Here is a 24,695-nt window from a genome sequence, read left to right as displayed (position 1 = left end):
AGTTTTTCATACAGACAGAGGAAACGAGTTTAAAAATAAAATAATTGATGAGGTTCTAAATGCCTTTAAAATCAAACGTTCCTTAAGCCAAAAAGGGTGTCCATATGATAATGCAGTTGCAGAAGCAGGGTATAAGATTATAAAGACAGAATTTGCATTTAAAAGAGTTTTTAGCAGTTTAGAGGAACTGAAAAGAGAATTAAGTGATTATGTAAAGTGGTATAACAATAAACGTATTCATGGAGCCTTAAATTATATGACTCCAGTAGAATATCGTTTATCTAAAATGACCGAATAAAAATTGTATAAAAAAGTGTTGACAATCCATATAATACGTTGTTGCTTCTACCTTCTTCTGCAATTTAATTGTTTCTTTTATCCCAACTTCACTTATGTTTTGACCTGAAAAGTTCTCTCCATAATTAAAATGGTTATCCATGTATATTAAGTAATCTGGTTTACTCTTTGGCTCGGACGAGTAATTTGAACTTTCAAATTTTCCCGCCTCGCCCTCATTCATGATATTGCCAAGCACGCCTGCCACAAATTCAGCCTCATATCCCTCGTTTAAAAGTTTCTCGCCTGCAACTAATATTGCCGCCTTTTTATCATCTGACAATTTCAAAGACGTATCTTTATCTAGATTATCCAGCATCTTATTAATAGCAGGAGTCTTTCCATTGAACTTTGGCTCTAAGGATTTCTTATATTTTTCATAGACACTAGGTGGCATCCCTGGAACATAATCTTTAGATGGATTCTTTGCTAATGCAGTTGCACTGCTGACGACCGTTGACTTTAATGCTTGTTTCGTATAGATTATGGGGGCATCCGTTATGTATTTGACTCCACTGATTACCCTATTTATATTACTATGTACAGTTGAATTCGTACTATTAGAATTACTGGCTATCTTACCTTCCATTTTGGATGCACTGCTCACAGCAGATAAGCCTAGCATTTTGTTGCTACTTGTTTTTGTTGCACTGATAGGCTTGCTACTGCTTTTTTTTATCGTGCTCTTTGATGAAGTTGTAGTATTGCTGTTGCTTTTAGTTGAAGTTGGACTTTTGCTACTACTTGTTTTACTGCTACTCTTAGTTGAAGTCAAACTTTTACTACTGCTCGTTTTACTACTGCTCTTAGTGGCAGTCGAACTTTTACTACTACTTGTTTTACTACTGCACTTACTTGAACTCGAACTTTTGCTACTGCTTGTTTTACTGCTGCTCTTATTTGAACTGCTTGAAGTACTATTGCTTGTCTTGCTTCCACTTTTTGCAGAAGAAGTTGTTGTACTAGATGTACGGGTTACTTTCATACTCATTACGTTTCCTATATGATATTACATTTAAATAGATACCATATTCCCTTTCTTGTTTTCTTACACACATTCTGATATTGCTGGCTCTCAACGAACCCCCAATATACCATTTTGCATCTTCTGTCCCGACAGGCAATTTAATATCTGTTTTTATCTTATGTAGGTTAAAACTTTAAATAAGAAGAAAGAGTACAAAATTGCACACCCCTTCCCATTTTATTAACATTTACATCCTTGACATAGAATTATATCATAAGAGCAAAAAAATGACAATAAATAATTTTACTATAAAAATACAGAATAGTACAATTTACCCATAATATATTTTCCTCCATAACGAGAAAAAGACGGTCACCGAAATGACCGCCCGGGTTATTGCTTATAAAGTTACCGTCACATTGCTACCATCCATGAATTCGAATCTGTACTTCTTTGCCCCTAGACCGTGACCTCTGTAACAATCAGCTGTGCAAGTTCTGACACATAGTTCTCCAGCTTTCCTTCCATGACAATGCTAAGCATCTGCTCTGCCCTTAGTCTTTGCAGGGGCGTACCATAGTTACGCAAAAAGGTATAACCTTTTGCAAAATAGTTATATTGGAATTTACCCCCCACAGAACCGTGAAGGACAAAGGGCAAGAAACAGCCCTTTAAAACACAGATTTTGAATGTACTTTTTAGCAATATGTAATCAAAGAATCCCCATTTTAAGCCACTTGTAGCACCTTTTTGGGATACCAAGCATAGTGTCTTAACACCAATCTGCATTGGTAAGAAAACTAATTACTATGTCTCCTGTTTCATAGGCAAGAAGACATCCAATCGCATTTTTGTCATTATAATAAAATTCAGATCCTGTAATATCAAATTGAGTTTCTGTAAAATCATCTTTACTATAAACACATGACTTATTCAATAAAGAACGAAACTGCCTTTTTTCATCCATATCAACCGTACTATCTTCTCTCCATCTAGCTATGTTATATCCAAAAGCTAATTCAAACACATTGTAATCTTTATCCAAAACAGCTTGTTCATTACCAATTTTTTTCTTCATTTCTCTATATGTTGATAAAAAATTTTTCATTACTATCTTTCCCTCATTTACCGTATATACAGGAAAACTGGAAGAAAGTTCATTCAAAATCATCTGCATATTCTTCCTCCTTAAAACATTTCATCAATTGCCCTGTCCCACTCATAAAAAAACCATCAGGCCAAAAATTCAATCGTCCATCAATCTGAATTTTAAGTGACTCGACTAGAGGTTCCATTCTCGAATTTTTGCTGAAATAATACAAATTAATCATCTCAGGTTTTATCATTTCTCTCTTTGCACTTAAACGTATTCCATTTAACAGATGATCACTATGAGACTCTACAATTACTTGCACACCTCCACTTGCCGCCATTGCAGTCAATTCCCCATTTTGCTTTGTCCTTTTGGATGCAGATGTGCCTCTGGATTTTCTAAAATAATTAAATCATCCCTTTTTGCTTTTAATAATGATACAATAACTGGAAGTACATATGATATACCAAACCCCACATTATTTGCTGTATACTCGTAAATTACGTCCCCCCTGTTTGCCTGATATGAATCCCCATTAAGTTAGCACTCTCATAATTTTCAAAACATATTTTTAATAAGGATAGTTTTTGTAAATGGACAAGGAATATGTCATTAAAATAAATCTGACCCCCGCTCACCATGATAATCCCCACGAACCTTATTTTTGGTGCATTCTTGGCTATCACGACAACTGGTGCAACGAAGGAAGTGGATGGTCAGCAACACCTGAATCGGCATTTCAGGATGCATTGGATTATTATAATCGCTGTCAGGGAGACAAGTCGTCCCCCTGACAGTTTAACTAAAGTATCAACATGGCATCTCCAAAACTAAAAAAACGATATCTCTCCTTCACAGCCTCTTCATATGCTGCCATAACTTGTTCCTTCCCTGCCAATGCAGAAACAAGCATAAGAAGCGTTGATTCTGGAAGATGAAAGTTGGTAATTAGGCAGTCCAATACCTTAAACTGATATCCAGGGTAAATAAAGATATCCGTATCTCCGCTTCCTGGTTTCACAAAACCATTTTCATCCGCTGCCGATTCCACAGTTCTGCAACTGGTTGTACCAACACAAATCACACGGTTTCCTGCCCTCTTGGCAGCATTAATCTTTTCTGCTTCGTCTGGAAATACCTGAAAGTATTCAGAATGCATATGATGATTTGTAACATCTTCCACTTTTACAGGGCGGAATGTCCCCAGTCCTACATGTAATGTTACATGAGCAATGACAACACCCATTTTTTCAATTTCTTCTAGCAATTCCTTTGTAAAATGAAGACCCGCCGTTGGTGCTGCTGCTGAGCCTTCATATTTTGCATAAACCGTCTGATAACGGTTCTTATCCTGTAATTGATGGGTAATATAAGGTGGAAGTGGCATCTGACCCAGCTGATCCAAAATTTCTTCAAAAATTCCATCATAATAAAACTTCACATACCGATTTCCTTCCTCAACAATATCCATAATCTCTCCAACCAGCAGACCATTGCCAAATACAATGCGGGAACCTGTGCGTGCTTTTTTCCCTGGCTTTACCAGTGTTTCCCACACATCATTTTCCATTCTCTTTAAAAGCAGAAGTTCAACCTTAGCTCCTGTTCCTTCTCTCTCTCCAATTAGACGAGCAGGTATTACCTTCGTATTATTCAATACAAGACAATCACCCGCTCTCAGATACTCTTTCACATTTTTAAATATTTTATGCTCTACCTTCCCAGTATCCTTATTCAAAATAAGCAGTCTTGAGCCAGAACGATCGGCAAGGGGATCCTGAGCAATAAGTTCTTCTGGTAAATCGAAATAAAAATCCTTTGTTTTCATATAATCCTCTTTCTTGGTCATGTTCATAAATAGTATATATTTATTATACATACTTTTTACAAAAACCCTAGTCTTTTTTTATAAAAAATAGTAAAATAGAAATAAGATGAAAGGAGGGGATCGAATGCCTATTACAACATTTGCTGCAATAGATGTGGGGTCCAATGAAATCTCTTTAAAAATTTTTGATATTTCCAAAAAATATGGAATTAATGAAGTTGATCATGTCAGGCATACGATAGAATTGGGTTCTGAGACATACAAATATGGCAAAATCAGCAGTTCGCTGGTAAATGAATTATGTGATGTTTTGAAAGGCTTTACTGAGAAAATGAAGGAATATAATGTGCAGGATTATATAGCCTATGCTACCAGCGCAATTCGTGAAGCTTCCAACAGTGTACTAATTTTGGATCAGATAAAACTGCGGTCTCAGATAAAAGTAAAAATTATTAGTAATTCCGAACAACGTTTTTTATGCTGCAAGGCAATTGCATTAAAAGAATCCAGCTTTCAAAAAATTATTGAAAAGGGTACAGCCATTGTAGATGTCAGCTCAGGAAGTATGCAGATTACGTTATTTGATAAGGGTTCCTTAATCTGTACACAAAATATCAAATTAGGTTCATTGAGAATCCGGGAAATGTTAAGTGACTTAGAAAATAAAACAGATGATTATCATAATCTTATTTCAGAATACATCAATAATGATTTAAAAACTTTTAGTGATTTGCTATTTAAATATTATAAAATTGAACATATTATTGCAGTAGGCGAGCAGCTGAATGAATTTATGTTTTACGCAGAAGAACGTTTGAAAATGCAGGCTGTTCCAGCCAAAGAATTTAAGCGGATTTTTGAAAAAATTTCAAAGAAATCGTTAGAAAGCATTAGTACCGATTTATCAATTTCAAAAGAACAGGCATCCCTTGTTTTACCAACTGCTATGATTTATAATACTATTTTTACAGAAACCAATGCCCAGAATATTTATTTTTCAGATATTACCTTATGTGACGGCATTGCTGCTGATTATGCGGAAAAGAAGGAAAAAATCATTTCCGGACATGACTTTGTCAACGATATTGTTTCTGCTGCAAAGAATATTGCTTCTCGATACCATTGTAATAGCAAACATACAGAAAATGTAGAATATTTATCACTAAGCATTTATGATGGCATACGTAAGCTCCATGGTCTGGGAAAGCGTGAGAGACTTTTACTGCAAATTGCTGTTATTTTGCATAGCTGCGGAGAATATATCAATATGAATTCTGTTCAGGAAAATTCATATAATATTGTAATGTCTACCGAAATCATTGGGTTATCTCACCATGAACGTGAAATCGTTGCCAATCTCGTCCGGTACAACACACAAACTTTTCCGCGATACACCCATCTAATTGCAGGGCTGGATAAAGATACTTATATAAAAATCAGCAAGCTGCTGGCTATCCTGCAAATTGCCAATGCAATGGATAAAAGCCATAAACAAAAGTTTTCAGCTATTACCTTATCTTTAAAGCAGACGGTACTAACTATCACTACGGATACATTAGAAGACATTACACTGGAATCTGGGCTATTTGAGAAGAAAGCAACTTTTTTTGAGGAAGTATATGGTATCAAACCATTAATCAAACAGAAAAGGAGTAAGTCGTTATGAGTTCAACAACCAATCAATATATGAAACCTGATTATTTCACTAATCGGGAATTAAGCTGGCTGGAATTTAATCAAAGAGTATTGTTAGAGGCTAAGGATAAATCTTTACCTCTTCTGGAGCGGGTGAAATTTTTGAGCATAACAGCTTCCAATTTAGATGAGTTTTTTATGATCCGAGTTGCTTCTTTACGTGATTTGGTTCATGCCGATTATACCAAGCAGGATCTTTCGGGAATGTCACCCAACGATCAATTAGAAGCGATCAGCCTAAAAACCCATGAAATGGTACAGACACAGTATGCTACATACAATCGTACCTTTTTACCTCAGCTTAAACAAAATAAAATAAAAATAATTACAGAATATGAAAAATTATCAAGTGCCCAAAGCAAATATATTGACAATTATTTTAAAACTGACATTTATCCAGTTTTAACCCCTATGGCAGTAGATTCATCAAGACCATTCCCATTGATTCGAAATAAAACACTTAACATTGGTGCTTTGATACATGACAAAAAAACGGATGTTGACTATGATTTTGCAACGGTTCAGGTTCCAGACGTTTTACCTAGAGTGATAGAAATACCATCTGGAAAGGATGACGAAAAAGATTTTATATTATTAGAACAGGTAATCGAAAAAAATATTGGAAAATTATTTTTTAATTACGAAGTAATCTGTGCTTTTCCTTATCGTATTATGAGAAATGCCGACTTGACCATTGATGAAGATGAAGCAGCTGATTTGCTAATGGAAATTGAAAAGCAGCTGAAAAAACGTCAATGGGGAGAAGTCATCCGCCTTGAAGTTGAAGAAAATATAGATAAACGTTTACTCAAGATTTTAAAGCAAGAACTCAGTGTAAAGGATTCTGACATTTATAAAATAAATGGTCCGTTGGATTTGACTTTTTTAATGAAAATTTACGGATTAAATGGATTTGATCATTTAAAATATCCTAGATATGTTCCACAGCCTGTAAAGGGACTAAGCAGCGATACCAGCTTGTTTTCCCAGATTCGTTGTGGAGATATTCTGCTTCATCACCCCTATCAAACCTTTGATCCCGTAGTGGATTTTGTCCGCCAGGCTGCCAAAGATCCATACGTTCTTGCAATTAAGCAGACCCTTTACCGCGTCAGCAGCAACTCTCCTATTATTTCTTCTCTGGCTCAGGCTGCTGAAAATGGAAAGCAAGTTACCGTTCTTGTAGAATTGAAAGCCCGATTTGATGAAGAAAATAATATTCTCTGGGCCAGAAAGCTGGAGAAGGCAGGATGCCATGTGATTTATGGATTAGTAGGATTAAAAACCCACAGTAAGATTACACTGGTTGTTCGTAAGGAGGATGATGGTATCCGCCGGTATGTGCACCTTGGAACGGGAAACTACAATGATTCTACTGCAAAGCTCTATACCGATATGGGATTACTGACTTGTTCCAAACCAATTGGCGAGGATGCGACAGCCGTATTTAATATGCTGTCAGGCTACTCTGAACCTCTTGTATGGAATAAGCTTGCTGTGGCTCCATTATGGCTGAGAGACAAATTTTTATATTTAATCAGACGAGAAACGGAACATGCTCAATCGGGAAAACCAGCTCACATAATAGCCAAAATGAATTCTCTTTGTGATGCCAGCATAATCGCTGCTTTGTACGAAGCTTCTTGTGCTGGTGTCAAAATTGATTTAATTGTTCGTGGAATTTGCAGCTTAAAGTCGGGCATTCCTGGTGTCAGTGATAATATTAAAGTCCGTTCTATCGTTGGCAACTTCCTTGAGCATTCTAGAATTTTTTATTTTTATAACGATGGGTTTGTGGAAATATACATGGGCAGTGCTGACTGGATGCCAAGAAATTTAGACAAACGTGTCGAAATCATGTTTCCAGTTGAGGACGATCGTCTGAAGCAAGAAGTGATTCAAATATTAGAAACCCAGCTTTCTGATACTGTCAAGGCTCATATTTTGAAATCTGATGGTTCTTATGAAAAAGTAGATAAGCGTGGGAAAAAAGTAATTAACTCCCAGGAGTACTTTTGTAAAAAAGCAATAAAGGAAGCAAAAAATGAGAAGAAACAAAAGCAAGACAATTCCAGGACATTTGAACCTCTTATGAAATGGAATGAATAGATAGATTCGTGAAACGGCAAATGGGTATGCTTGCATACCCATTTGCATTTTGCTCTATAGCACCCGCTATGTGGATAAACCTCGTATTTTACATAACAAATACCGTATTGCGCCTTTCTTTTTTTTGTATAACTCACTAATTTTAATAATATCCTGATTTACCCGTAAAGCCTCCTCATTACTAGCACAATGATTCGAATATCGAACTTTTATAAAAATATCCCAGACTGCTTGTGTCTCTAATTTTGAAAGTTCTTTGTTCTGCCCAATACGACTTCTAAACTGTAAAATCGTTTCTCCCAGTTCCAAGTCATACCCAAATTTTCGTAAATAGAATAACATTTCTCCAAAAAGCAATTCAATCTGTCTGGAAGGGTCAGCATTTTTAAACCGCCTCTTTCTATACCAAATTACACAAAGAAACATAATAGAAAATAATAGAATAATCATAAAAACTGAAACTATTATAAATTGAGCATATGCTTTATTCCACTTCTTCTCAACCTGATTCTCCTGCTTTACTAAATTAATGTCCAGCACTTCTGTCGCCTCTGGCTTCATGAATTCGGGAATCTCAGGTTCTTGTTCCACATAGTATTTTTTAGTAATCCAAGAAGTTGTATTATTCATAGAATAAGTTCCTGGAGTTGCATCAAATCTAACCCAGCCGTAACCACAAAAATATGCTTCACACCACGCATGAGCACTTTTACTGCTAATCTGATACCATTCTCCCTCCATATTTTCTTCATAATCAGCCACAATCCCCTCAACATACCGTGTAGGAATACCTATGCATCGTCCTAAAACGGTCATTGCACTGGCAAAATAAGTACAATAACCTTCCTGTTGCTCAAATAAGAAGGAATCAACAAAGTCACTGTCCTCAGAACCTTCTTTCACCTGTTTTGTATAAGGAAATGCCTTTAAGTACTTTTGGATCGCCTCAAGTCTGTCAAAATTGTTCTCACACCCAATCGTCAGCTCATCTGCCTTTTCTCTCACTCTTTCTGGCAGCTCCTCTGGCAGCTGCGTATAGACTTTTTTTATCTGGTTTTCACGAGATGCTAATTTATTTCTAAATTCTTCTGATAAAACCTCTTCTATGGTTCCAGCGTTACTTTTAAGCAGTTCCTTCTTCAATTCTTCCACCTTTTCTGACCTATTCAAATTCACATCTGCAATTGAATAATAAGTAAAAGAATCCAAACCTCTTAAATAGTTTTTGACTACCTCACTTTTTTCATTTACCTCAAAATAATCGAAAGAATATTCTAGCCCCTTTTTCTTCTGTTTAGAAAACAAAATATTACTGTTGCTGTCATCAACTTTGTTATCTGAGTTTCTTAGAAAAAACCTATATGTGTACTGGGGATAGAAAAGTGTTTTTGTCTTAATACGGTTATATCGGATATGACCTTTTAGGTGATTCACCAATATTTCATCTTCACCAGGAACCATACTCCCCTGGCAAAACGAAAAAAGTAGTTCTTTGAATGCAAGTTGGTATTCCTTTTCTCCATCCACATTCCACACAGTATCCTTTTTCCAGCCGTTTCCTGTATAAGTATCGTATACACTTCCTCTCAGATAAGTCATGCCTTTAGAATTTCCTACGATTTTCGCTGTCAGCATAATCCGATCATTTTCGTTGATACTTCCACCTAATACCGTTTCTTTTTCTTCCCCATATCCAATACCCGATAATGAGAATGAATCGGTTCCCTTTGAAAACGCCATTGATATATTTTCATATACACTGGTCACATTCTCCTTCATATTCTCATACCCTGTAATAATCCACTTCCAGCTAATCGGTCTGTCCTTTACCGGCATCATAAAAATAAGAACAGTCATGCAGAAAAAGAAAGGAAATAAATAAGGAGTAACCTGCTTTTGTTCCTGCTGATTTGTCCGTTGACTAAAACCATGAACTAATTCCACCAAAAGACATATGGTATAATAAAGCAACAGGATTACAAAAAAATATTCTACTGAAATCTCTTTTATACCTAAAATAACCAAAAATACCATTGCACCAATACAATATACTGCCTTTCCTGCCTTATATTTTGTTACTACATACAAGAATGCCGTTACACCTATCTGTATAGGAAGCAAAAGAATTACTGCATATAACGCTTTATAATCTTCTTTTTCCATCTGATACCCATCAAGCCATATTGTCACACGATGAACCAGTTCTGGTATACTTACCTTTGAAATCCAAAATGCAATACTTCCAATAACCAGCAGTGAAATCATTACTCCAATAGAAATTCCATTTAATTTATTCTTTTCTATAATCCAAATTAGTCCTGCCAGAACGATACTACAACTAATAATAGCAGGCAGCATTTGTTTAAATTGCAGCCATTTCATACATTGAAAACCAACGGCACAAGAAAAGAAAATTAGATTCAATTTATAGAAAAGTTCACACCAAATATTTTTTTTTAAAAACTCTATCCGATCCATTTAGTTTTCTAATCCTTCCTCCAATACTTTCTTTAAGTCGTCCTGATATTTTGCTACTGTAACAAAAATTCCCTGCTCTCTCATATATTGCAGGTACTCCCGGCTGTCTTCCTTTCCATCCCATACAAAAATCACACTAACCTGCATTCCCTGTCCAAGAGCAGCTTCTGCTTTTTCAAACAGCCCTCTGGAAATGCAATGGGTCAAAATTACCAGCTGACTAGCTTTAATACCTTGCAAAATTACTGTTTCCAGTAAGGCATCCATCTTTAATGCCGAGTGAAATCGAAGTTCCTTTGTTTGTTTATAGAAAGAATCAAATTCAGCTATATTGGAAATGGAATTATTTTGAATCCCACCCTGTTCATAAACCACTGTACATGGGTTACTTCTCTCCACACAATAAATCATTATAGATAAAGCAGCCTCCAGTAAAATATCCTCTGCCATTATCTGATTCTCTCCATCGGCTGTTTTAGATAAATCAAGCAAAATACCTATCGCCGGCTTTGGAATCCCTTGAATTTTTCTAACCAGTAGCTGATTACTTTTTGCACTTGCTTTCCAGTGAATCAGTCGTTTATCATCGCCAGGTAAATATTTTCTCACATCTACATCTGGTTCTTCTTGTTCCTTTTCTAATACCGCTGCATTTTTCTTTGCATCCTCATCCAGTTTTAAGAAAGCCATCTTCTCCAACTTTAGAATTTTCGGAAGTACCGTAACAGAATATTTTGAAAAAACAGGATACGTAATAGAAAATAAATACAAATAGTCTGTGATTACTACCGATTTTATTCCAACAAAATACTCCCCTCTATAATGACAGCAAATTGAAGTTGCCATGGAGTAGCTTTGGCCAGGAAGCAAGCAGTATTCCTTCTTTCTGTTTTCTTCCAATATGGTTGAATAGTCATCAAAAAAATTTACTCTCACACTCTCATAGGTTACAAAATCCTCATTCTCAATCTGAAAGGTATACTCTGTAGTTTCTTCCTTTACCAGTGTTTTCTTCCCTATATCTTGATACAGCTTAAATCGTAAAAATACGTAAGCGGTATAAATCACAGAGACTACTGGCAGCATTAATGCCAGATAGAAAAGGCTATAGGGAATTATACCACCATAAAAGCTGGCAAATATTCCTGTTCCTATAATACATACTAATACAAATAATCTTGTCTGCCACATAGCATTCCCCTAAATAATTGGTACTTTCATTTGATTTTTGATTGCCAAAATTACTTTTTCACCTGTCTGCTTTTTAATCTTTGCTTCCGTTGAGAGCATAAGCCGGTGGGCAAATACAGGTACTAAAATATGTACAATATCATCTGGTATAACAAAATTTCTGCCACGAACAAAAGCCATTGCCTGACTTGCACGAATGGCTGCTAACGTTCCTCTTGGACTGATTCCCAGAGTAATATAATTATGATTTCTTGTTGCCTCTACAATATCTAATAAATATTGAATTAAATCCTTATGAATGGTTACTTCATGTACAGCATTTCTGATAGCTTTCATATCTTCCGCAGAAGCACACTTCTCTATTGTCTTCCAGCTCTTTTCATGCAAAAATTTATCTATCATGGATTGCTCCTGCTCCCTCTTTGGATATCCCAAAGATAATTTCATTATAAACCGATCCAGCTGTGCTTCTGGAAGATGGTAAGTACCTAAAAAATCTGATGGATTCTGAGTAGCAATAACCAAAAAAGGTTCTGGCAGCTGATACGTTTTTCCATCAACTGTAACCTGCCCTTCTTCCATTGCCTCCAATAAACTGGACTGGGTTTTTGGCGAAGTACGATTAATTTCATCTGCCAAAATGACCTGATTCATTATCACACCATGATTAAACTCAAAACACCCTTTTTGAGGATTAAAAACAGAGTACCCCATCACATCCCCTGGAAGTGTATCTGGTGTAAATTGTATTCTTCCAAAACTGCATCCAATTGCTGAAGAAATCGACTTGGCAAGTGTGGTTTTTCCTACACCCGGTATGTCTTCCAGCAAAATATGCCCCCCAGCTAAAAATGCTGCAAGGGAAAGTTCCAAAACCTCTTCTTTTCCAACAATTACCTGGTTCAAAGCATTTAATATACTAGTAATCTTCTCCTTATTCCTTTCCATATACATCCCCCGCTTTTTTTCCTGCAAGATAATTAATAAACTGCTGTGCCGTTCTACCTGATATACCACCATGACTCAATTCCCACTTATTTGCTTCTTTACACAGTTCTTCCTCTGAAAGGTGAATGTTATTATTTCTTCTGGCTAAAGCAATGACAATTTCAAAGAATTCCTTTTGAGTTGGTTTTGAAAAATTAATGCTGACACCGAATCTGTTTACCAACGACAATTTTTCCTGCATAGTTTCTGATCGATGTAGCTCTCCATTTGTTCCATCATTTCTATCTCCCCATGTTTCCCGTATTAAATGTCTTCTATTGGATGTTGCATAAATTAGAACATTATCTGGTTTTGTCTCAAGACCGCCTTCGATTACTGCCTTCAAGTATTTATATTCTATTTCAAATTCTTCAAAAGACAAATCATCCATATAGATGACAAATCTATAGTTTCTATCCTTTATTTGCTGGATAACAGCCGTCAGTTCCTGAAACTGGTGCTTGTACACTTCAATCATCCGAAGTCCCTTGCCATAGTATTCATTTAAAACAGCCTTAATGCAAGTTGACTTTCCTGTTCCGCTATCACCAAACAGCAACACATTATTTGCCTTTTCACCTGCAACAAATGCTTCCGTATTTTCAATTAATTTCTTTTTCTGAATCTCATATCCAATTAAATCCTTAAGTACGACTTGATCGGTATTCGTAATAGGTGAAAGCAGAACTTTTCCTTCTGTCTGTTCGATACGGAATGCTTTATTCAAACCAAATTTACCCACTCCGTATTTTTTATAAAAATCCGTTACTACCTGGTAAAAGTCTTCTGCTCCACCTGCATTTTCTAATCCATGGGTTAATTCCTGAACTCTGTCACTTACATTTTTATTATAGCATCTTTCCTTCTTTTCAATTGCATGATACTCATTAATTATTTCAAAACAATTCAAATTCAGCTTTTTTTCTAATCCACTAAAATCATAATGAAATAAGGTATGAAATATTTGAAAATCCTGTAGAGCAAACTTCTTTACAGAACCCTCCCTTGCACCCGCTTTTTCTGAAACAATACTAAAGGGATTCTCATGGGTTGCCAATAAAAATGACAGATAATTTCTCCAGAGATTCTTATCAAATCCATATTTTGTGGCAATCGTAAGCAACTCATTTATCTGCTGATAGATATTTGAAATGACTTCCTCCTTTTGAAATCCACCAGCTTCTACTTTTCTGTAAACTTCTGCCATTTCATATAATATACTGCCATTTTCCATATTTCGATAAATAACTAGTTTTGAAATTTCTTTATGCATTTTTTCTCATCCTCTATTTGTAATTACTCCAATATTTTTTCCATTTTCTCTGCAATCTCACCTGACACTGAGCCAATTACTTCTGACTGGACAGCTACCTCTTGAGCTGTAGCTGCGATTGTTTTCGTTTTCTCATTAACCTCAAAAATAGTATCCACAAAAATCTTACTTTTTTCCTTAAGCTCGTGTATTGCTGGTAATAGTGCATCACTATTTTTCCTGCTTTCATCTACTGCCTCCTTTGTCTTCTCTGCAAGCAGCCTGACCTGATTGGCAATTACACTAAAACCTCTCCCTGCGTCTCCTGCCCTGGCTGCTTCAATTGAAGCATTCAATGCTAACATATTGGTTTTTGATGAAATATTTACCACAATGCGGTTAGTATTCTCATAATCCAAAATGAATTTCTCAATTTCCTCCAGAGAATCTTTTAATAATTCCGCATACCTTCTTAACTGCTCTAATGCCTCTGACATATCAAGGGTATCCACTGCTGTATGCTCATTTTGCTCTCCCAGTTCCTCAATGGAGGTATGTAGTTTATCAAAAATCATAAAAATATTTTTATATTCTGCCTCTTTTGCAACCTTTGCTGCCTTCAGTTCATTAGTCATTTTATGAATACATGCTTTTTCAAGCTCTAGTTCATCTTTAATATAATGTACACAATTTTCCTTTTTATTATATCCATTATAAATTGCTTTTGCCATCTGTTTACAGGTCGAATATCCGCAGGCACTGCAATTAAACTTTTGTTTTTCTAAAGTATCCTTCTTCATTTCTTTCAATATCTTTTGATAATCAGATTCTGTCATTTCCCGTTCTGCCACTTTAGCATTGTGGTTATATTCTCTTATAAAATCATTGATATCCAAAGCTTTAAAATGTTCATTTAAGCGGATTAACCGTGTACTCTCTGGAACAGATGGGTCAAATGGATTCTTCTTATCCTTTCTCTGGGACTTTCCTCTTTCCTTTTGCAGTTCCATTAAAATTTCTTCTTCATCATTCTTATCTGCCTCAGTGCCAGTTCCATACAAACAACCCTTTGAACAATTTAATGCATCAATAAGAAAAGGAGCTTCTTTTTTCCCTTTAATTCGTTTTGCATACTTTTTTAAATAGTCATAAACCTGCTCTTCTCCTTCTATCTGCCTGATAAACTGATCTTTACCAAGAAAAAATTCAACATTTTCCTTAAGGCCTCCTGGCATAGGATACAGTGAACCTAATCCATATTCCAATTCCTCTGCTGCCTGCTTATCCATACTGACATCACCTATTTTTCCCATCAGTTTTGAAAAAGTAACATTGTATTTCACATATCCTTTTGTATTTGCATCATCTATCTCTACTTTTTTTGCAATACAAGGGCTGAGAAATGCCAGCTTATCTGTATTTTTCAAATATTTTTTCAGGTAAACTGCTGTGCACATCATAGGACTATGTACTGGTATTAACTTAGAAAGCAGCGATGGCTCGTATTTTTCAATAAAATCAACTATGGCTGGACAAGGCTGAGATATTCCTCCAGACAGTTGATGTTTCAATATATATTGCAGGTAAGCCCATGTTGTGATATCAGCCCCAGTACTCACACTATAAAAATGTTTTACACCCTTTTGTTTTAAGTATCCCAGTACTGCTCCATATTGTTTCGAATAATTAGCAGTAAATGCGGGAGCAACAATTAGTGAAATTTGTTCCCCTCGTTCTAAATCAGAAAAAAACTCCTCGGTATCGTCCTTATATTCTCTAGCCTTATGATTGCAAGATCGTAAACAACTTCCACAGTGTATGCATTTTTCTCCGTCCACATAAATTCTGCTTAGGCTATTTTCCTCTCTTGCATAATTGGCTCCTAGTATAGGACACACAATAATACAGCGATTACAGCCAGTACAGTTATCATTCGTAAAAACCAGCCCTTTGTTTAGCAATATAAAGCCCCCTCATACTATGTTATATTCATTTTATAACAAATGAAATACAAATACAAGAACTAACTGCCAAGTACAAATAACTTGAAAGGGGGACTTTCTGTCGAATATAACCAACATCTGATTTACGGAATAGTTTTGAATAATATACTCTACACAAAAAGAGCTTTATTGACAATTGTTATCTTCCTTTCTAAAGAATATACTTAAATTGCGAAGAAAATTTATTTAAGGAGGCTACATAATGAGAAAAAAGAATCTTGCTTTATGTTTAGCTGTTGTCCTTACAGTTGGTCTGACTGCAAAGTCATTTTCCCCACCTACTGTTGAGGCGGCAGCTGCACAACCAACACAAACAAATTTAATCAGCAATGGAAACTTTAGTTCTGGCATGACAGACTGGGGAAGTTTTACAGCTGAAGGAGGCGAAGCTGATATTTCATCAACCAATGGTATGCTTACCGCAGAAATCACAGACAGCGGTACGGAGAATTGGAGTATCCAGGCATATCATGAAGACTTTCAAATGTACAAGAACGGGGTATATTTGTTGAAGTTTGACGTTTCATCCTCTATCAACAGAGAAATTGACTACAGAATTCAGCTGAATGCTGATGACTATCGTGCTTATACAGAGGATAGAATTTCTACAAGTCCTGCTACCCAGACTATATCTGTTCAATTTACAATGAAAGAAGCTAATGATTTAGCTCCAAGATTATGCTTTAACCTTGGAAATGCTGAAGCATCTTTACCAACCCACACTGTAACCATCGATAATGTTGAATTACTTCTTTTAGACGGAAGCAATATTGTATACAATGAAAAAACAGAAGAAAGCTGCAATATTATTGTTAACCAACTTGGTTACAAGACAACTGACCAGAAAATTGCCGTATTCCGTGGAAGTAATGTTGGAACCACATTTAAGGTTGTAAATGTTGCTACAAATCAAGTAGTCTACCAAGGAACTGTTTCCAGCGGAAAGTATAATAGTGCCGCAGGTGAAACAGATTATACTGGAGATTTTTCCAGTGTCACAGCCGAAGGTACCTACCAGATTATCATGGATGGTTTAGAAAACTCTTATTCGTTTGAAATCGCAAATGATATCTATTCAGATGTGTTCACTGATGCAATGAGATTCTTCTATCTACAAAGATGCGGCGAAGAAATTCCTAGTTCTTTAGGTTCTGTTTGGTCACATGGAATATGTCATACTGCAAAAGCTAAAATCTATGGCACTAATGATTATATTGATGTATCTGGTGGATGGCATGATGCTGGGGATTATGGCCGCTATATCGTAGCAACTTCCAAAGCTGTCGCTGATTTACTACTTGCCTATGATGCAAATTCTGCCATTTTCGGAGACAATACTAACATTCCGGAAAGTGGAAATGGACAAGCTGATTTGCTGGACGAAGTAAAAGGTCAGTTAACGTGGATGTTAAAAATGCAGAACGGAAACAATGGGGGCGTATATCATAAAGTAACCTGTGCAAACTTCCCTGGTTATGTTACAGCAGATCAGGAAACTGCTGAATTGATTGTATCTCCTATTTCTACACAGGCAACTGGTGATTTTGCTGCTATTATGGCAATGGGATATGATACATTTAAATCCATTGACTCTTCTTTCGCTAATACCTGTTTATCTGCTGCAAAGAAAGCATGGACTTACTTATCTGCTGCTCCAAGCAGTGTATTTACAAATCCATCTGGAATTGTAACTGGCGAATATGGTGATACTAGTGATCGTGACGAAAGATATTGGGCTTCCGCTGCACTTTATAAAGCAACTGGTGAAAGCCAGTACCATGATCAATTTAAAAGCTATGTAAATCAGAGTGTTGAAATGGGATATGACTGGGGCAATGTTGGTTCTTACGGAAATGCACTTTATTTAAAAGCTTCTTCCACTGATTCCAATACTTTAAGCAAAATTAAATCATCCATTTTAACTCAGGCCCAGACATTTCTGAGTTTATCCCAAAATGATCCATATGGAGTATCCAATGGTACCAACTATTATTGGGGAAGTAACATGACAACATTAAATAATGCTAATTTATTAATGGATGCTTATCGAATTTCATCTAATGAGCAGTTCAAAAAAGCTGCTATTGAACATATTAATTATTGCTTTGGTAAAAATCCAATGGCAATTTCTTACATAACTGGGTACGGAACGGTTTCCCCACAAAAACCACATCACAGACCTTCCATGGTTGCAAAACAAGCGATTCCTGGTATGTTAGTAGGTGGTCCAAACAAAATGCTCGAAGACAGCTATGCAAAAGCATACTTGTCCGAGGCTGCACCAGCAAAATGCTATTTGGATCATGCAGAGTCTTATTCAACAAACGAAGTTGATATTTACTGGAATTCTCCACTGGTTTATGCCCTTTCACAAATGGACAGGGTAGCTGCTTCTACTCCAGTTGTAACTCCTACTCCAGTTGTAACTCCTACTCCAGTTGTGACTCCTACTCCAGTTGTGACTCCTACTCCAGTTGTGACTCCTACTCCAGTTGTGACTCCTACTCCAGTTGTAACTCCTACTCCAGTTGTAACTCCTACTCCAGTTGTGACTCCTACTCCAGTTGTAACTCCTACTCCAGTTGTAACTCCTACTCCAACCTCATCTGCCACAGGGGTTAAGGTTTCTGTTGTTACAAATGGAACAAATTCAATTAACCAGTCTTATCAAATTACAGCAAACGGTACTTCTGCAATTGATCTTTCTAAATTAACGATTCGATATTATTTTACAAAGTCGGATTTAAAAGACATGACATTTTGGTGTGACAATGCAGCAGCCCAGCTTACTGTTTCACCATGGTATACTAGTTTAAATGGAAAAGTAACTGGAACAATTTTAAAATCAAACGGAAAATATTACGTTGAAATTACATGTAATCAGCAATACCTGTTGTCACCAAATACAGGTTCTGTACAATTACAGACACGCTTTGCAAATACAGATTGGTCAGGCATCAGCGGTTTTACTCCAGGCGAGTTAGTTGTTTTATACAACGGACAGATTGTTTCATAATATTTTAAAAAAAGGAGCTGCGCACTAATTACTTTGTGCGACAGCCCCTTTTTTATGTGATAGGTGATAGGAAATGCGAAGCAATTTCCTATCACCTAAACTTCAACTTAATTACTGCCCTACATACGCTCTGGCGCTTCTAAGCCCAGTAAATCAATACAAGTATTTAAAATATCTTCTGTTAAGCAAATTAAGGAAATCCATGAATTCTGTTTTACTTTATTATTCTCTGTAATAATCTTTGTGTCGTGGTAAAACCTGCTGAATGCATTTGATAAATCATAAATATATTGGCACACCTTGTGAGGTGCATTTTCACTATATGCATTTTCTATCATTTCATTAAATTTTACTAACGCAAGCATAAGTTCCCGTTCACTGTCACTATCTGCTCCAAGAATCTGGGTATCTTGATTTATTTTCCCTACCTCTGTCTGATATTTGTTTAAAATAGATTTAATGCGGACGATTGTATACAGAATGTATGGTCCTGTATTTCCTTCAAAAGAAGTAAATCGTTCTAAATCAAATATATAATCTTTAGAAGCCTGATTGGACAAATCTCCATATTTTATAGCCGCCAAGCCAACTTTTCCAGCAATCTCCCTTGCTTCCTGCTGATCCATTTCACGATTGCTCATTACTTTCTCATATACAGCATCTGTAATTTCCTGAATTAATTTTTCAAGACGCATTACGCCGCCATCTCTGGTTTTAAATGGCTTTCCATCCTTGCCATTCATTGTTCCAAATCCCAAAAATGTCAGATTAACCGTTTCATCAATTAACTTTGTTTTCTTTGCACAACGGAATATCTGTTCAAAATATAGTTCCTGCCTTTTATCTACCACATACAGAATAGCATCAGGTGCAAAAAGTTTTTTTCGTTCTACAATAGTAGCCAAATCTGTCGTGTTATAAAGGGTGGCTCCATCTGATTTCAAAATCATACATGGCGGAATCTCCTTTGTATCTGTTTCTTCCTTAACATCTACTACTAACGCACCCTCACTGATTCTTGCATAATTATGATCCTTTAAATATTGAACCATATCCGGAATATAAGGCTGTGCGTCACTTTCCTTTTTCCATAAATCAAATTCTACGTTCAGCTTCTCATAATTTTTCTTTAAATCTGAAATAGAGACATTTAAAATGTGATTCCATAATGCCATATATCCAGGTTTCCCACTTTGTAATAAAAAGGTTGCATTCATGGCCTCTTCTCTATACTCAGGATGCTCTTTAGAATATGCATTGGCAAACGGATAGATTTCCTCCAGCTCAGATATAGTAAACGGCGGCTCTTCTGGATATTCTCCTGTAAAGGTATCATCAAAATACACTAAATCCGGGGTTCTCTTTTTCAATTCTGTAATAATCAACCCCATTTGCAGCCCCCAGTCTCCTAAATGCACATCTCCAATCACTTCATGTCCTGCAAATTTTGCAATTCTCTTTATACTTTCTCCAATAATAGCGGAGCGCAAGTGTCCCACATGCAATGGCTTTGCTACATTAGGTCCACCATAATCTATCACTATTTTTAATGGCTGCTTTGTTTTTTCAACTCCAAACTGCTCTGCATTCTTCATGCCATTTAAGTAATCAGCCAGAAAACTATCCTGCAATATAATATTAATGAATCCAGGCATAATAGCCTTGATTTCTTTAAATGTACTGCTCTTTTCTAAAATAGAAAGAACCTCATTGGCAATCATAATTGGAGCTTTTTTGTATTTTTTTGCAGCAGCCAATGCACCATTACATTGATATTGGCATAAATCAGACCTGTTTGACAATGTCACAGCTCCATATTCTTTTTCATAGCCTGCTTTTTCAAAAGCCTCCATAACTTCCAAATTTAACAATTCAATAATTTTTTTCATTTCATCATAGCCTTTCCAAAAAAATTAACCTATAAAATAATGCAATACGGCTTATTTTAATACTATACCACATTTTCATTGAAAAGTCATAGACCGTATTTTAAAAATTATTTTTTTTAAAAAACACTATATTTTTCTGTGTTTTTGTTGTATATTAGTATATAGATGGAATAGGGAAAGGAGATTTATATGTTTATTCATTTCTTTGGAAATTACTTAATTCACACACATAAACTTTCGAACCAACAATTTAATGAAATTCTTGCACTTCAAAAATCTTCAAGAGTAAAGCTTGGTTTAATTGCAGTTGCAGAAAATTTATTGAATGCTCAGCAAGCTAATGAAATAAATCATCTACAAGTTTCCGTTGACAAAAGATTTGGAGATATTGCAATTGAGAAAGGCTATTTATCTGAGGAGCAGGTGGTGCATCTTCTTAAATTGCAAGGCGACCCTTACATGGCATTTGTACAGGCAGCTACTGACCTGGAATATTTTACGATTTCAGAAATTAATGCATTGCTAAAAGAATACCAGACTCGCAATCATCTTTCAAATGAAAATATAACTGCATTAAAAAGTGGAGATATAGATAAAATTGCACCTATTTTTACTGATCTTTCTGAACCACTATGTATGGATCATATTGGACTTATTTTGCGTAATATCATGCGCTTTATTAGTACCGACATTTATCTGGAACATACATATTCAGTGAAGGATTATGCTTTTGTTAATCTGGCAAGCCAGTGTTTAACAGGGGATCATAACATTTTTGTTGGATTCGCAAGTTCAGATAATTCCCTATTAGAAATTGCAAATCCTTATGCAAAAGAAGAATTTACTGCATTAGATGAAGATTCTTTTGATTCTATCTGTGAATTTATTAATTGTGTTAATGGATTATTTGCAACTAGACTTAGTGAAGAAAATGTGGATGTAGATATGCTTCCACCTGTTTTTTACACAGACTGTACGCTCAAGACAAATGGACACATTTATGTAGTTCCTGTTTTCATTAACGGAAAAAGAAATGATTTGCTTATCTCTATTAACAGTGCTATTGATATCCAATAGTCCGTTCAACTTGTTTGCAAATCAATTTAAGTAATTCGGGAGGTAATAATATGGCAACGATTCTTATTGTCGATGATTCGAGAACATCAAGAAAAGTATTAAAAAATCTTCTAGAGGCAGATGGGCATGCTGTTGTAGCAGAAGCAGTCGATGGTGAAGACGGAGTTGAAAAATACATGCAGTTAAAACCAGATATTGTGACAATGGATATTACAATGCCTGTTTTGGACGGCATTGCTGCCTTAAAAAGAATAATTGAATTTAATGCTGCCGCAAAGGTTGTAATGGTTACAGCTGCTGGTCAGAAAAGTAAGATGGTAGATGCTATTAAATATGGTGCAACTGAATTTTTAGCAAAACCATTTGAGCCAGAACAAATCACAGATATTATTCGCAGAGTTTTAGAAAAATAAATTGTTTTATATCCAAGAAACACGCTTTGCGTGTTTTTTGTTGTTTGACGAAGTGTAACGCTTCTGATTTTAGTAAAGAAAGGTGTGAGCAAACTATGTATGCAATTATTACAGGCGCATCCAGTGGGATAGGCAAAGAAATATCGACTTTATTAGCAGCAAGAAAATACAATTTAATTCTTGTTGCAAGACGAAAAGACCGTCTGGAGTTACTAAAAAGTAAACTAGAGAAAAAATATTCAATTTCTGTTTATATTGAGGTAATGGATTTAAATAATGCAAAAAATTGTTTTCTGTTATTTGAAAAGTATAAAGCCTTTCCTCTTTCTATTTTAGTAAATAATGCTGGATTCGGTAAGGTAGGACACTTTTCTGACTGTTCATTGCAAAATGAATTAGATATGATTCAAACCAATATTGTTGCACTTCATATCTTGACCAAATTATTTATTAAAAATGTAAATCGAGGTAACATTTTAAATGTTGCCAGTATGGCAGCGTATACACCAAGTCCAGTCTTAGCAACCTACGGTGCCACCAAATCCTATGTATACAGCCTGAGCAGAGCCATCAACTATGAATTAAAAAAACAGCATAAAGCCATTCACATAACTACACTTTGCCCAGGTCCAGTTGATACTGAATTCCATGCTGTTGCAAATGCTTCTATGTCCATGCACCTGCAAGATGTAAAAAGCTGTGCAAAAGCAGCTGTAGACGGCATGTTCCATAATAAATCTGTAGTAATTCCGGGATTTTCAATGAGACTTTTGCATATTTTAATTAAAATAAGTCCTGTTTCATGGGCACTGCCTCTGGAATATCTAATTCAGTCCAGTAAAAAGCAATAATAATAAACTACACACAAAAAACCGGTTATGGAATATAAAAATGTACAATCCATAACCGGCTCATTTTATATTATCTTCGTTTAGAAATTCCCCACTCCAAACGATCATCACTAGCAAATTTTTTTCTTTTTGGATTTCCCTCTGCACATAATATTTTATTCGTATTTAATTCATATACAACGGACCATATTGTATCAAACTTAAGCTTTTTCTCATATTGACACACAAACCCTGTTTTCCCAGACAGAATATCACATGCATAATCAACTGGAGCAACAACTGGCTTATTTTTAAGTGCTTGAGATACGGTCTCATATCTGTTATTAGAATAATACCAGTTTTCTTCTGGATTACCATTCTCCCCTTGCATGTCATTGGACTTAAACTCATTTGTAGCAACTACAAAATACTCCTCTTCAGCAGGCTTACGAATATTCATTTTATTACAACTGCATTCCACCACCCTCATATCACCTGATTTATCTGCCAAAATAATATTCTGAGTAGAAGAAATAGGAATGGATTTCAGTGCTTCTACTGCTTCCTCTACTGTATTACATTTTTCCAAAATATATTTAATCAGCAAACCAACGTTCATTCCTGGTTTTGCTTCCTTGGAAAGCAGAAATGTCATACCTGCTGCCAGCCCCTTCTCATTTATTCCATCTTCCATTACCACCATTGCTGTACTGTGACCAATATAATAATTACCTTGATTGGGCCGGTATAATACACTTTCACTTGTCTTCTTTAAATCAGGAAACATATCGCTATTACGGGCAAAAATTATCTGTTCCCTATCTTTAAAGCAGAAGCAGGTACATCCATGTTCATCTTCAAAACAATACAAAGAAAGCAACCATGCTGCAAACTTTTCATAAGAACAATTGAAACCTTCGCTTAATCCTTTGACTTCATCAAGCGCTTCTGGGTAAATTTCTTTACATATGTCAAGTGACTCCATACCAAACTCCATCTTTTCAGTTGAAATATCTAATATATCATCAAATGTGACACCTTTCTTATATAACAGTTGACCATAGTTTTTTCCCATTTCATAATGATTTCCTTTTAACCTTGGGTGATACATATATTTTCCTCCTGCTTAATCACTATTTATCTTTTATTGCATCATTCATTCTTATTGCAATGTAGTATCCACTTCCACAAATTACATTTGCTGAATGCATTTTACCTGCTGGAATAAAAACAGATGTATGTGGTCCTACAATATGTTCCTCATCATCAATTTCGATTCTAAATTTAAAATTCTCATCTTCACTGATGATAATATTAATTTCGTCAACATCATGTACATGTTTTTCTGTGTAAGTTTCCAGATTACTTGCATCATTTACTTTATGTATTGCATGGTAAACTGGAAAATCATTAGAAAAAAACCTAGTAATACAAGGTATGTCTTTGTGATACAATACTGTTGAAAGAGGTGATTCCTCATTTTCATAAATGTACTTTTTGAAATTCATTCCTATATCCCTTTCTCTTTTGA

The 24,695-nt window shown here is 35.6% G+C and carries 22 protein-coding genes; 7 read left to right on the top strand and 15 right to left on the bottom strand.

Features of this window, described 5'->3' with window-relative positions; translation table 11 throughout:
- Positions 1 to 298: IS3 family transposase (locus tag BM305_RS15145; protein WP_143099195.1), on the top strand; the 298-nt coding region annotated here is incomplete at its 5' end.
- On the opposite strand, the gene BM305_RS15140 is transcribed toward BM305_RS15145, so the two are convergent.
- The 7 genes from BM305_RS15140 to queA all read right to left on the bottom strand — a co-directional run bounded on the left by BM305_RS15140 (position 278) and on the right by queA (position 4,224).
- A complete protein-coding gene (locus BM305_RS15140; RefSeq protein WP_092562609.1) occupies positions 278 to 961 on the bottom strand; it encodes a hypothetical protein in 684 nt (227 codons plus the stop codon). The two genes, BM305_RS15145 and BM305_RS15140, sit on opposite strands and share 21 nt — an antisense overlap.
- 146 nt (positions 962 to 1,107) lie before the next feature.
- Entirely contained in the window at positions 1,108 to 1,275 is a 168-nt protein-coding gene (locus BM305_RS19370; protein WP_207649482.1) for a hypothetical protein, read from the bottom strand.
- Between the two features lie 487 nt (positions 1,276 to 1,762).
- On the bottom strand, positions 1,763 to 1,939 hold the full coding sequence (locus tag BM305_RS19365) for a hypothetical protein (RefSeq protein ID WP_207649501.1): 177 nt from the start codon (positions 1,937 to 1,939) through the stop codon (positions 1,763 to 1,765).
- Positions 1,940 to 2,075: 136 nt separating this feature from the next.
- Complete coding sequence (locus tag BM305_RS15125; RefSeq protein WP_092562600.1) at positions 2,076 to 2,480, bottom strand: hypothetical protein; 405 nt, start codon at positions 2,478 to 2,480, stop codon at positions 2,076 to 2,078.
- A complete protein-coding gene (locus BM305_RS19360) occupies positions 2,461 to 2,736 on the bottom strand; it encodes a DUF3696 domain-containing protein (RefSeq protein WP_143099193.1) in 276 nt (91 codons plus the stop codon). Before BM305_RS19360 ends, BM305_RS15125 begins: the two co-directional genes overlap by 20 nt.
- 5 nt (positions 2,737 to 2,741) lie before the next feature.
- Positions 2,742 to 2,873 carry an AAA family ATPase gene (locus BM305_RS19355; protein ID WP_207649500.1) on the bottom strand — a complete coding sequence of 44 codons (132 nt, stop codon included), beginning with the start codon at positions 2,871 to 2,873 and terminating at the stop codon, positions 2,742 to 2,744.
- A 325-nt stretch (positions 2,874 to 3,198) separates the two neighbouring features.
- Complete coding sequence (queA, locus tag BM305_RS15115) at positions 3,199 to 4,224, bottom strand: tRNA preQ1(34) S-adenosylmethionine ribosyltransferase-isomerase QueA (protein ID WP_092562597.1); 1,026 nt, start codon at positions 4,222 to 4,224, stop codon at positions 3,199 to 3,201.
- A 124-nt stretch (positions 4,225 to 4,348) separates the two neighbouring features.
- Between queA and BM305_RS15110 the strand changes: the two genes are divergently transcribed.
- Both BM305_RS15110 and BM305_RS15105 read left to right on the top strand, forming a co-directional pair.
- Positions 4,349 to 5,890, top strand: a complete 1,542-nt coding sequence (locus tag BM305_RS15110) for a Ppx/GppA phosphatase family protein (RefSeq protein ID WP_092562594.1) — start codon at positions 4,349 to 4,351, stop codon at positions 5,888 to 5,890.
- Positions 5,887 to 8,028, top strand: a complete 2,142-nt coding sequence (locus tag BM305_RS15105) for an RNA degradosome polyphosphate kinase (RefSeq protein ID WP_092562591.1) — start codon at positions 5,887 to 5,889, stop codon at positions 8,026 to 8,028. The genes BM305_RS15110 and BM305_RS15105 overlap by 4 nt, the downstream gene beginning before the upstream one ends.
- A 66-nt stretch (positions 8,029 to 8,094) precedes the next feature.
- Here BM305_RS15105 and BM305_RS15100 read toward each other — a convergent pair whose 3' ends face one another.
- Genes BM305_RS15100 through BM305_RS15080 form a run of 5 tightly spaced genes read right to left on the bottom strand, consistent with a single transcriptional unit; the run spans position 8,095 to position 15,897 of the window.
- Positions 8,095 to 10,506 (bottom strand): transglutaminase-like domain-containing protein, encoded by a 2,412-nt coding sequence (locus BM305_RS15100; RefSeq protein WP_092562588.1) that lies wholly within the window; start codon positions 10,504 to 10,506, stop codon positions 8,095 to 8,097.
- Positions 10,507 to 11,697, bottom strand: a complete 1,191-nt coding sequence (locus tag BM305_RS15095; RefSeq protein WP_092562585.1) for a DUF58 domain-containing protein — start codon at positions 11,695 to 11,697, stop codon at positions 10,507 to 10,509.
- A 9-nt stretch (positions 11,698 to 11,706) separates the two neighbouring features.
- Positions 11,707 to 12,645 (bottom strand): AAA family ATPase, encoded by a 939-nt coding sequence (locus tag BM305_RS15090; protein ID WP_092562581.1) that lies wholly within the window; start codon positions 12,643 to 12,645, stop codon positions 11,707 to 11,709.
- A complete protein-coding gene (locus BM305_RS15085; protein WP_092562578.1) occupies positions 12,632 to 13,957 on the bottom strand; it encodes an ATP-binding protein in 1,326 nt (441 codons plus the stop codon). Before BM305_RS15085 ends, BM305_RS15090 begins: the two co-directional genes overlap by 14 nt.
- Before the next feature lie 23 nt (positions 13,958 to 13,980).
- On the bottom strand, positions 13,981 to 15,897 hold the full coding sequence (locus BM305_RS15080) for a [Fe-Fe] hydrogenase large subunit C-terminal domain-containing protein (RefSeq protein WP_092562575.1): 1,917 nt from the start codon (positions 15,895 to 15,897) through the stop codon (positions 13,981 to 13,983).
- Between the two features lie 244 nt (positions 15,898 to 16,141).
- On the opposite strand from BM305_RS15080, the gene BM305_RS15075 reads away from it, so the two are divergent.
- Positions 16,142 to 18,955, top strand: a complete 2,814-nt coding sequence (locus BM305_RS15075; protein WP_177214753.1) for a glycoside hydrolase family 9 protein — start codon at positions 16,142 to 16,144, stop codon at positions 18,953 to 18,955.
- Between the two features lie 119 nt (positions 18,956 to 19,074).
- On the opposite strand, the gene argS is transcribed toward BM305_RS15075, so the two are convergent.
- Entirely contained in the window at positions 19,075 to 20,844 is a 1,770-nt protein-coding gene (gene argS / locus BM305_RS15060) for an arginine--tRNA ligase (protein WP_092562572.1), read from the bottom strand.
- Positions 20,845 to 21,033: 189 nt separating this feature from the next.
- Between argS and BM305_RS15055 the strand changes: the two genes are divergently transcribed.
- From BM305_RS15055 to BM305_RS15045, 3 genes are read left to right on the top strand one after another with little or no spacing between them, the layout of a single operon-like run.
- The gene (locus tag BM305_RS15055; RefSeq protein WP_092562569.1) at positions 21,034 to 21,921 is read left to right on the top strand and encodes a chemotaxis protein CheX; all 888 of its coding nucleotides are present in this window, start codon (positions 21,034 to 21,036) and stop codon (positions 21,919 to 21,921) included.
- A 50-nt stretch (positions 21,922 to 21,971) separates the two neighbouring features.
- On the top strand, positions 21,972 to 22,334 hold the full coding sequence (locus BM305_RS15050) for a response regulator (RefSeq protein ID WP_092562566.1): 363 nt from the start codon (positions 21,972 to 21,974) through the stop codon (positions 22,332 to 22,334).
- Between the two features lie 44 nt (positions 22,335 to 22,378).
- On the top strand, positions 22,379 to 23,185 hold the full coding sequence (locus tag BM305_RS15045; RefSeq protein ID WP_242940557.1) for an SDR family NAD(P)-dependent oxidoreductase: 807 nt from the start codon (positions 22,379 to 22,381) through the stop codon (positions 23,183 to 23,185).
- A gap of 70 nt (positions 23,186 to 23,255) precedes the next feature.
- On the opposite strand, the gene BM305_RS15040 is transcribed toward BM305_RS15045, so the two are convergent.
- Together BM305_RS15040 and BM305_RS15035 are read right to left on the bottom strand one after the other, a co-directional pair.
- A complete protein-coding gene (locus BM305_RS15040) occupies positions 23,256 to 24,275 on the bottom strand; it encodes a C45 family autoproteolytic acyltransferase/hydolase (RefSeq protein ID WP_092562560.1) in 1,020 nt (339 codons plus the stop codon).
- Between the two features lie 22 nt (positions 24,276 to 24,297).
- Positions 24,298 to 24,672: a cupin domain-containing protein gene (locus BM305_RS15035; RefSeq protein ID WP_092562557.1), complete on the bottom strand. Its 375-nt coding sequence runs from the start codon at positions 24,670 to 24,672 to the stop codon at positions 24,298 to 24,300.
- Between the last annotated feature and the right edge of the window lie 23 nt (positions 24,673 to 24,695).

The organism is Anaeromicropila populeti (genome assembly GCF_900112775.1).
GTDB classification, from domain to species: domain Bacteria; phylum Bacillota; class Clostridia; order Lachnospirales; family Lachnospiraceae; genus Anaeromicropila_A; species Anaeromicropila_A populeti.
This window is presented reverse-complemented; position numbering and strand designations above follow the sequence as displayed.

Excerpts from the sequence above, each read along its gene's own strand:
- BM305_RS15105 (WP_092562591.1), top strand. The coding sequence starts at position 5,887 with ATGAGTTCAACAACCAATCAATATATGAAACCTGATTATTTCACTAAT.
- BM305_RS15110 (WP_092562594.1), top strand. The coding sequence starts at position 4,349 with ATGCCTATTACAACATTTGCTGCAATAGATGTGGGGTCCAATGAAATC.
- BM305_RS15090 (WP_092562581.1), bottom strand. The coding sequence starts at position 12,645 with ATGGAAAGGAATAAGGAGAAGATTACTAGTATATTAAATGCTTTGAAC.
- BM305_RS15035 (WP_092562557.1), bottom strand. The coding sequence starts at position 24,672 with ATGAATTTCAAAAAGTACATTTATGAAAATGAGGAATCACCTCTTTCA.
- BM305_RS15040 (WP_092562560.1), bottom strand. The coding sequence starts at position 24,275 with ATGTATCACCCAAGGTTAAAAGGAAATCATTATGAAATGGGAAAAAAC.
- BM305_RS15125 (WP_092562600.1), bottom strand. The coding sequence starts at position 2,480 with ATGCAGATGATTTTGAATGAACTTTCTTCCAGTTTTCCTGTATATACG.
- BM305_RS15055 (WP_092562569.1), top strand. The coding sequence starts at position 21,034 with ATGTTTATTCATTTCTTTGGAAATTACTTAATTCACACACATAAACTT.
- BM305_RS15140 (WP_092562609.1), bottom strand. The coding sequence starts at position 961 with ATGCTAGGCTTATCTGCTGTGAGCAGTGCATCCAAAATGGAAGGTAAG.
- BM305_RS19360 (WP_143099193.1), bottom strand. The coding sequence starts at position 2,736 with ATGGCGGCAAGTGGAGGTGTGCAAGTAATTGTAGAGTCTCATAGTGAT.
- BM305_RS15050 (WP_092562566.1), top strand. The coding sequence starts at position 21,972 with ATGGCAACGATTCTTATTGTCGATGATTCGAGAACATCAAGAAAAGTA.
- BM305_RS15100 (WP_092562588.1), bottom strand. The coding sequence starts at position 10,506 with ATGGATCGGATAGAGTTTTTAAAAAAAAATATTTGGTGTGAACTTTTC.
- BM305_RS15075 (WP_177214753.1), top strand. The coding sequence starts at position 16,142 with ATGAGAAAAAAGAATCTTGCTTTATGTTTAGCTGTTGTCCTTACAGTT.
- argS (WP_092562572.1), bottom strand. The coding sequence starts at position 20,844 with ATGAAAAAAATTATTGAATTGTTAAATTTGGAAGTTATGGAGGCTTTT.
- BM305_RS15095 (WP_092562585.1), bottom strand. The coding sequence starts at position 11,697 with ATGTGGCAGACAAGATTATTTGTATTAGTATGTATTATAGGAACAGGA.
- BM305_RS15085 (WP_092562578.1), bottom strand. The coding sequence starts at position 13,957 with ATGCATAAAGAAATTTCAAAACTAGTTATTTATCGAAATATGGAAAAT.
- queA (WP_092562597.1), bottom strand. The coding sequence starts at position 4,224 with ATGAAAACAAAGGATTTTTATTTCGATTTACCAGAAGAACTTATTGCT.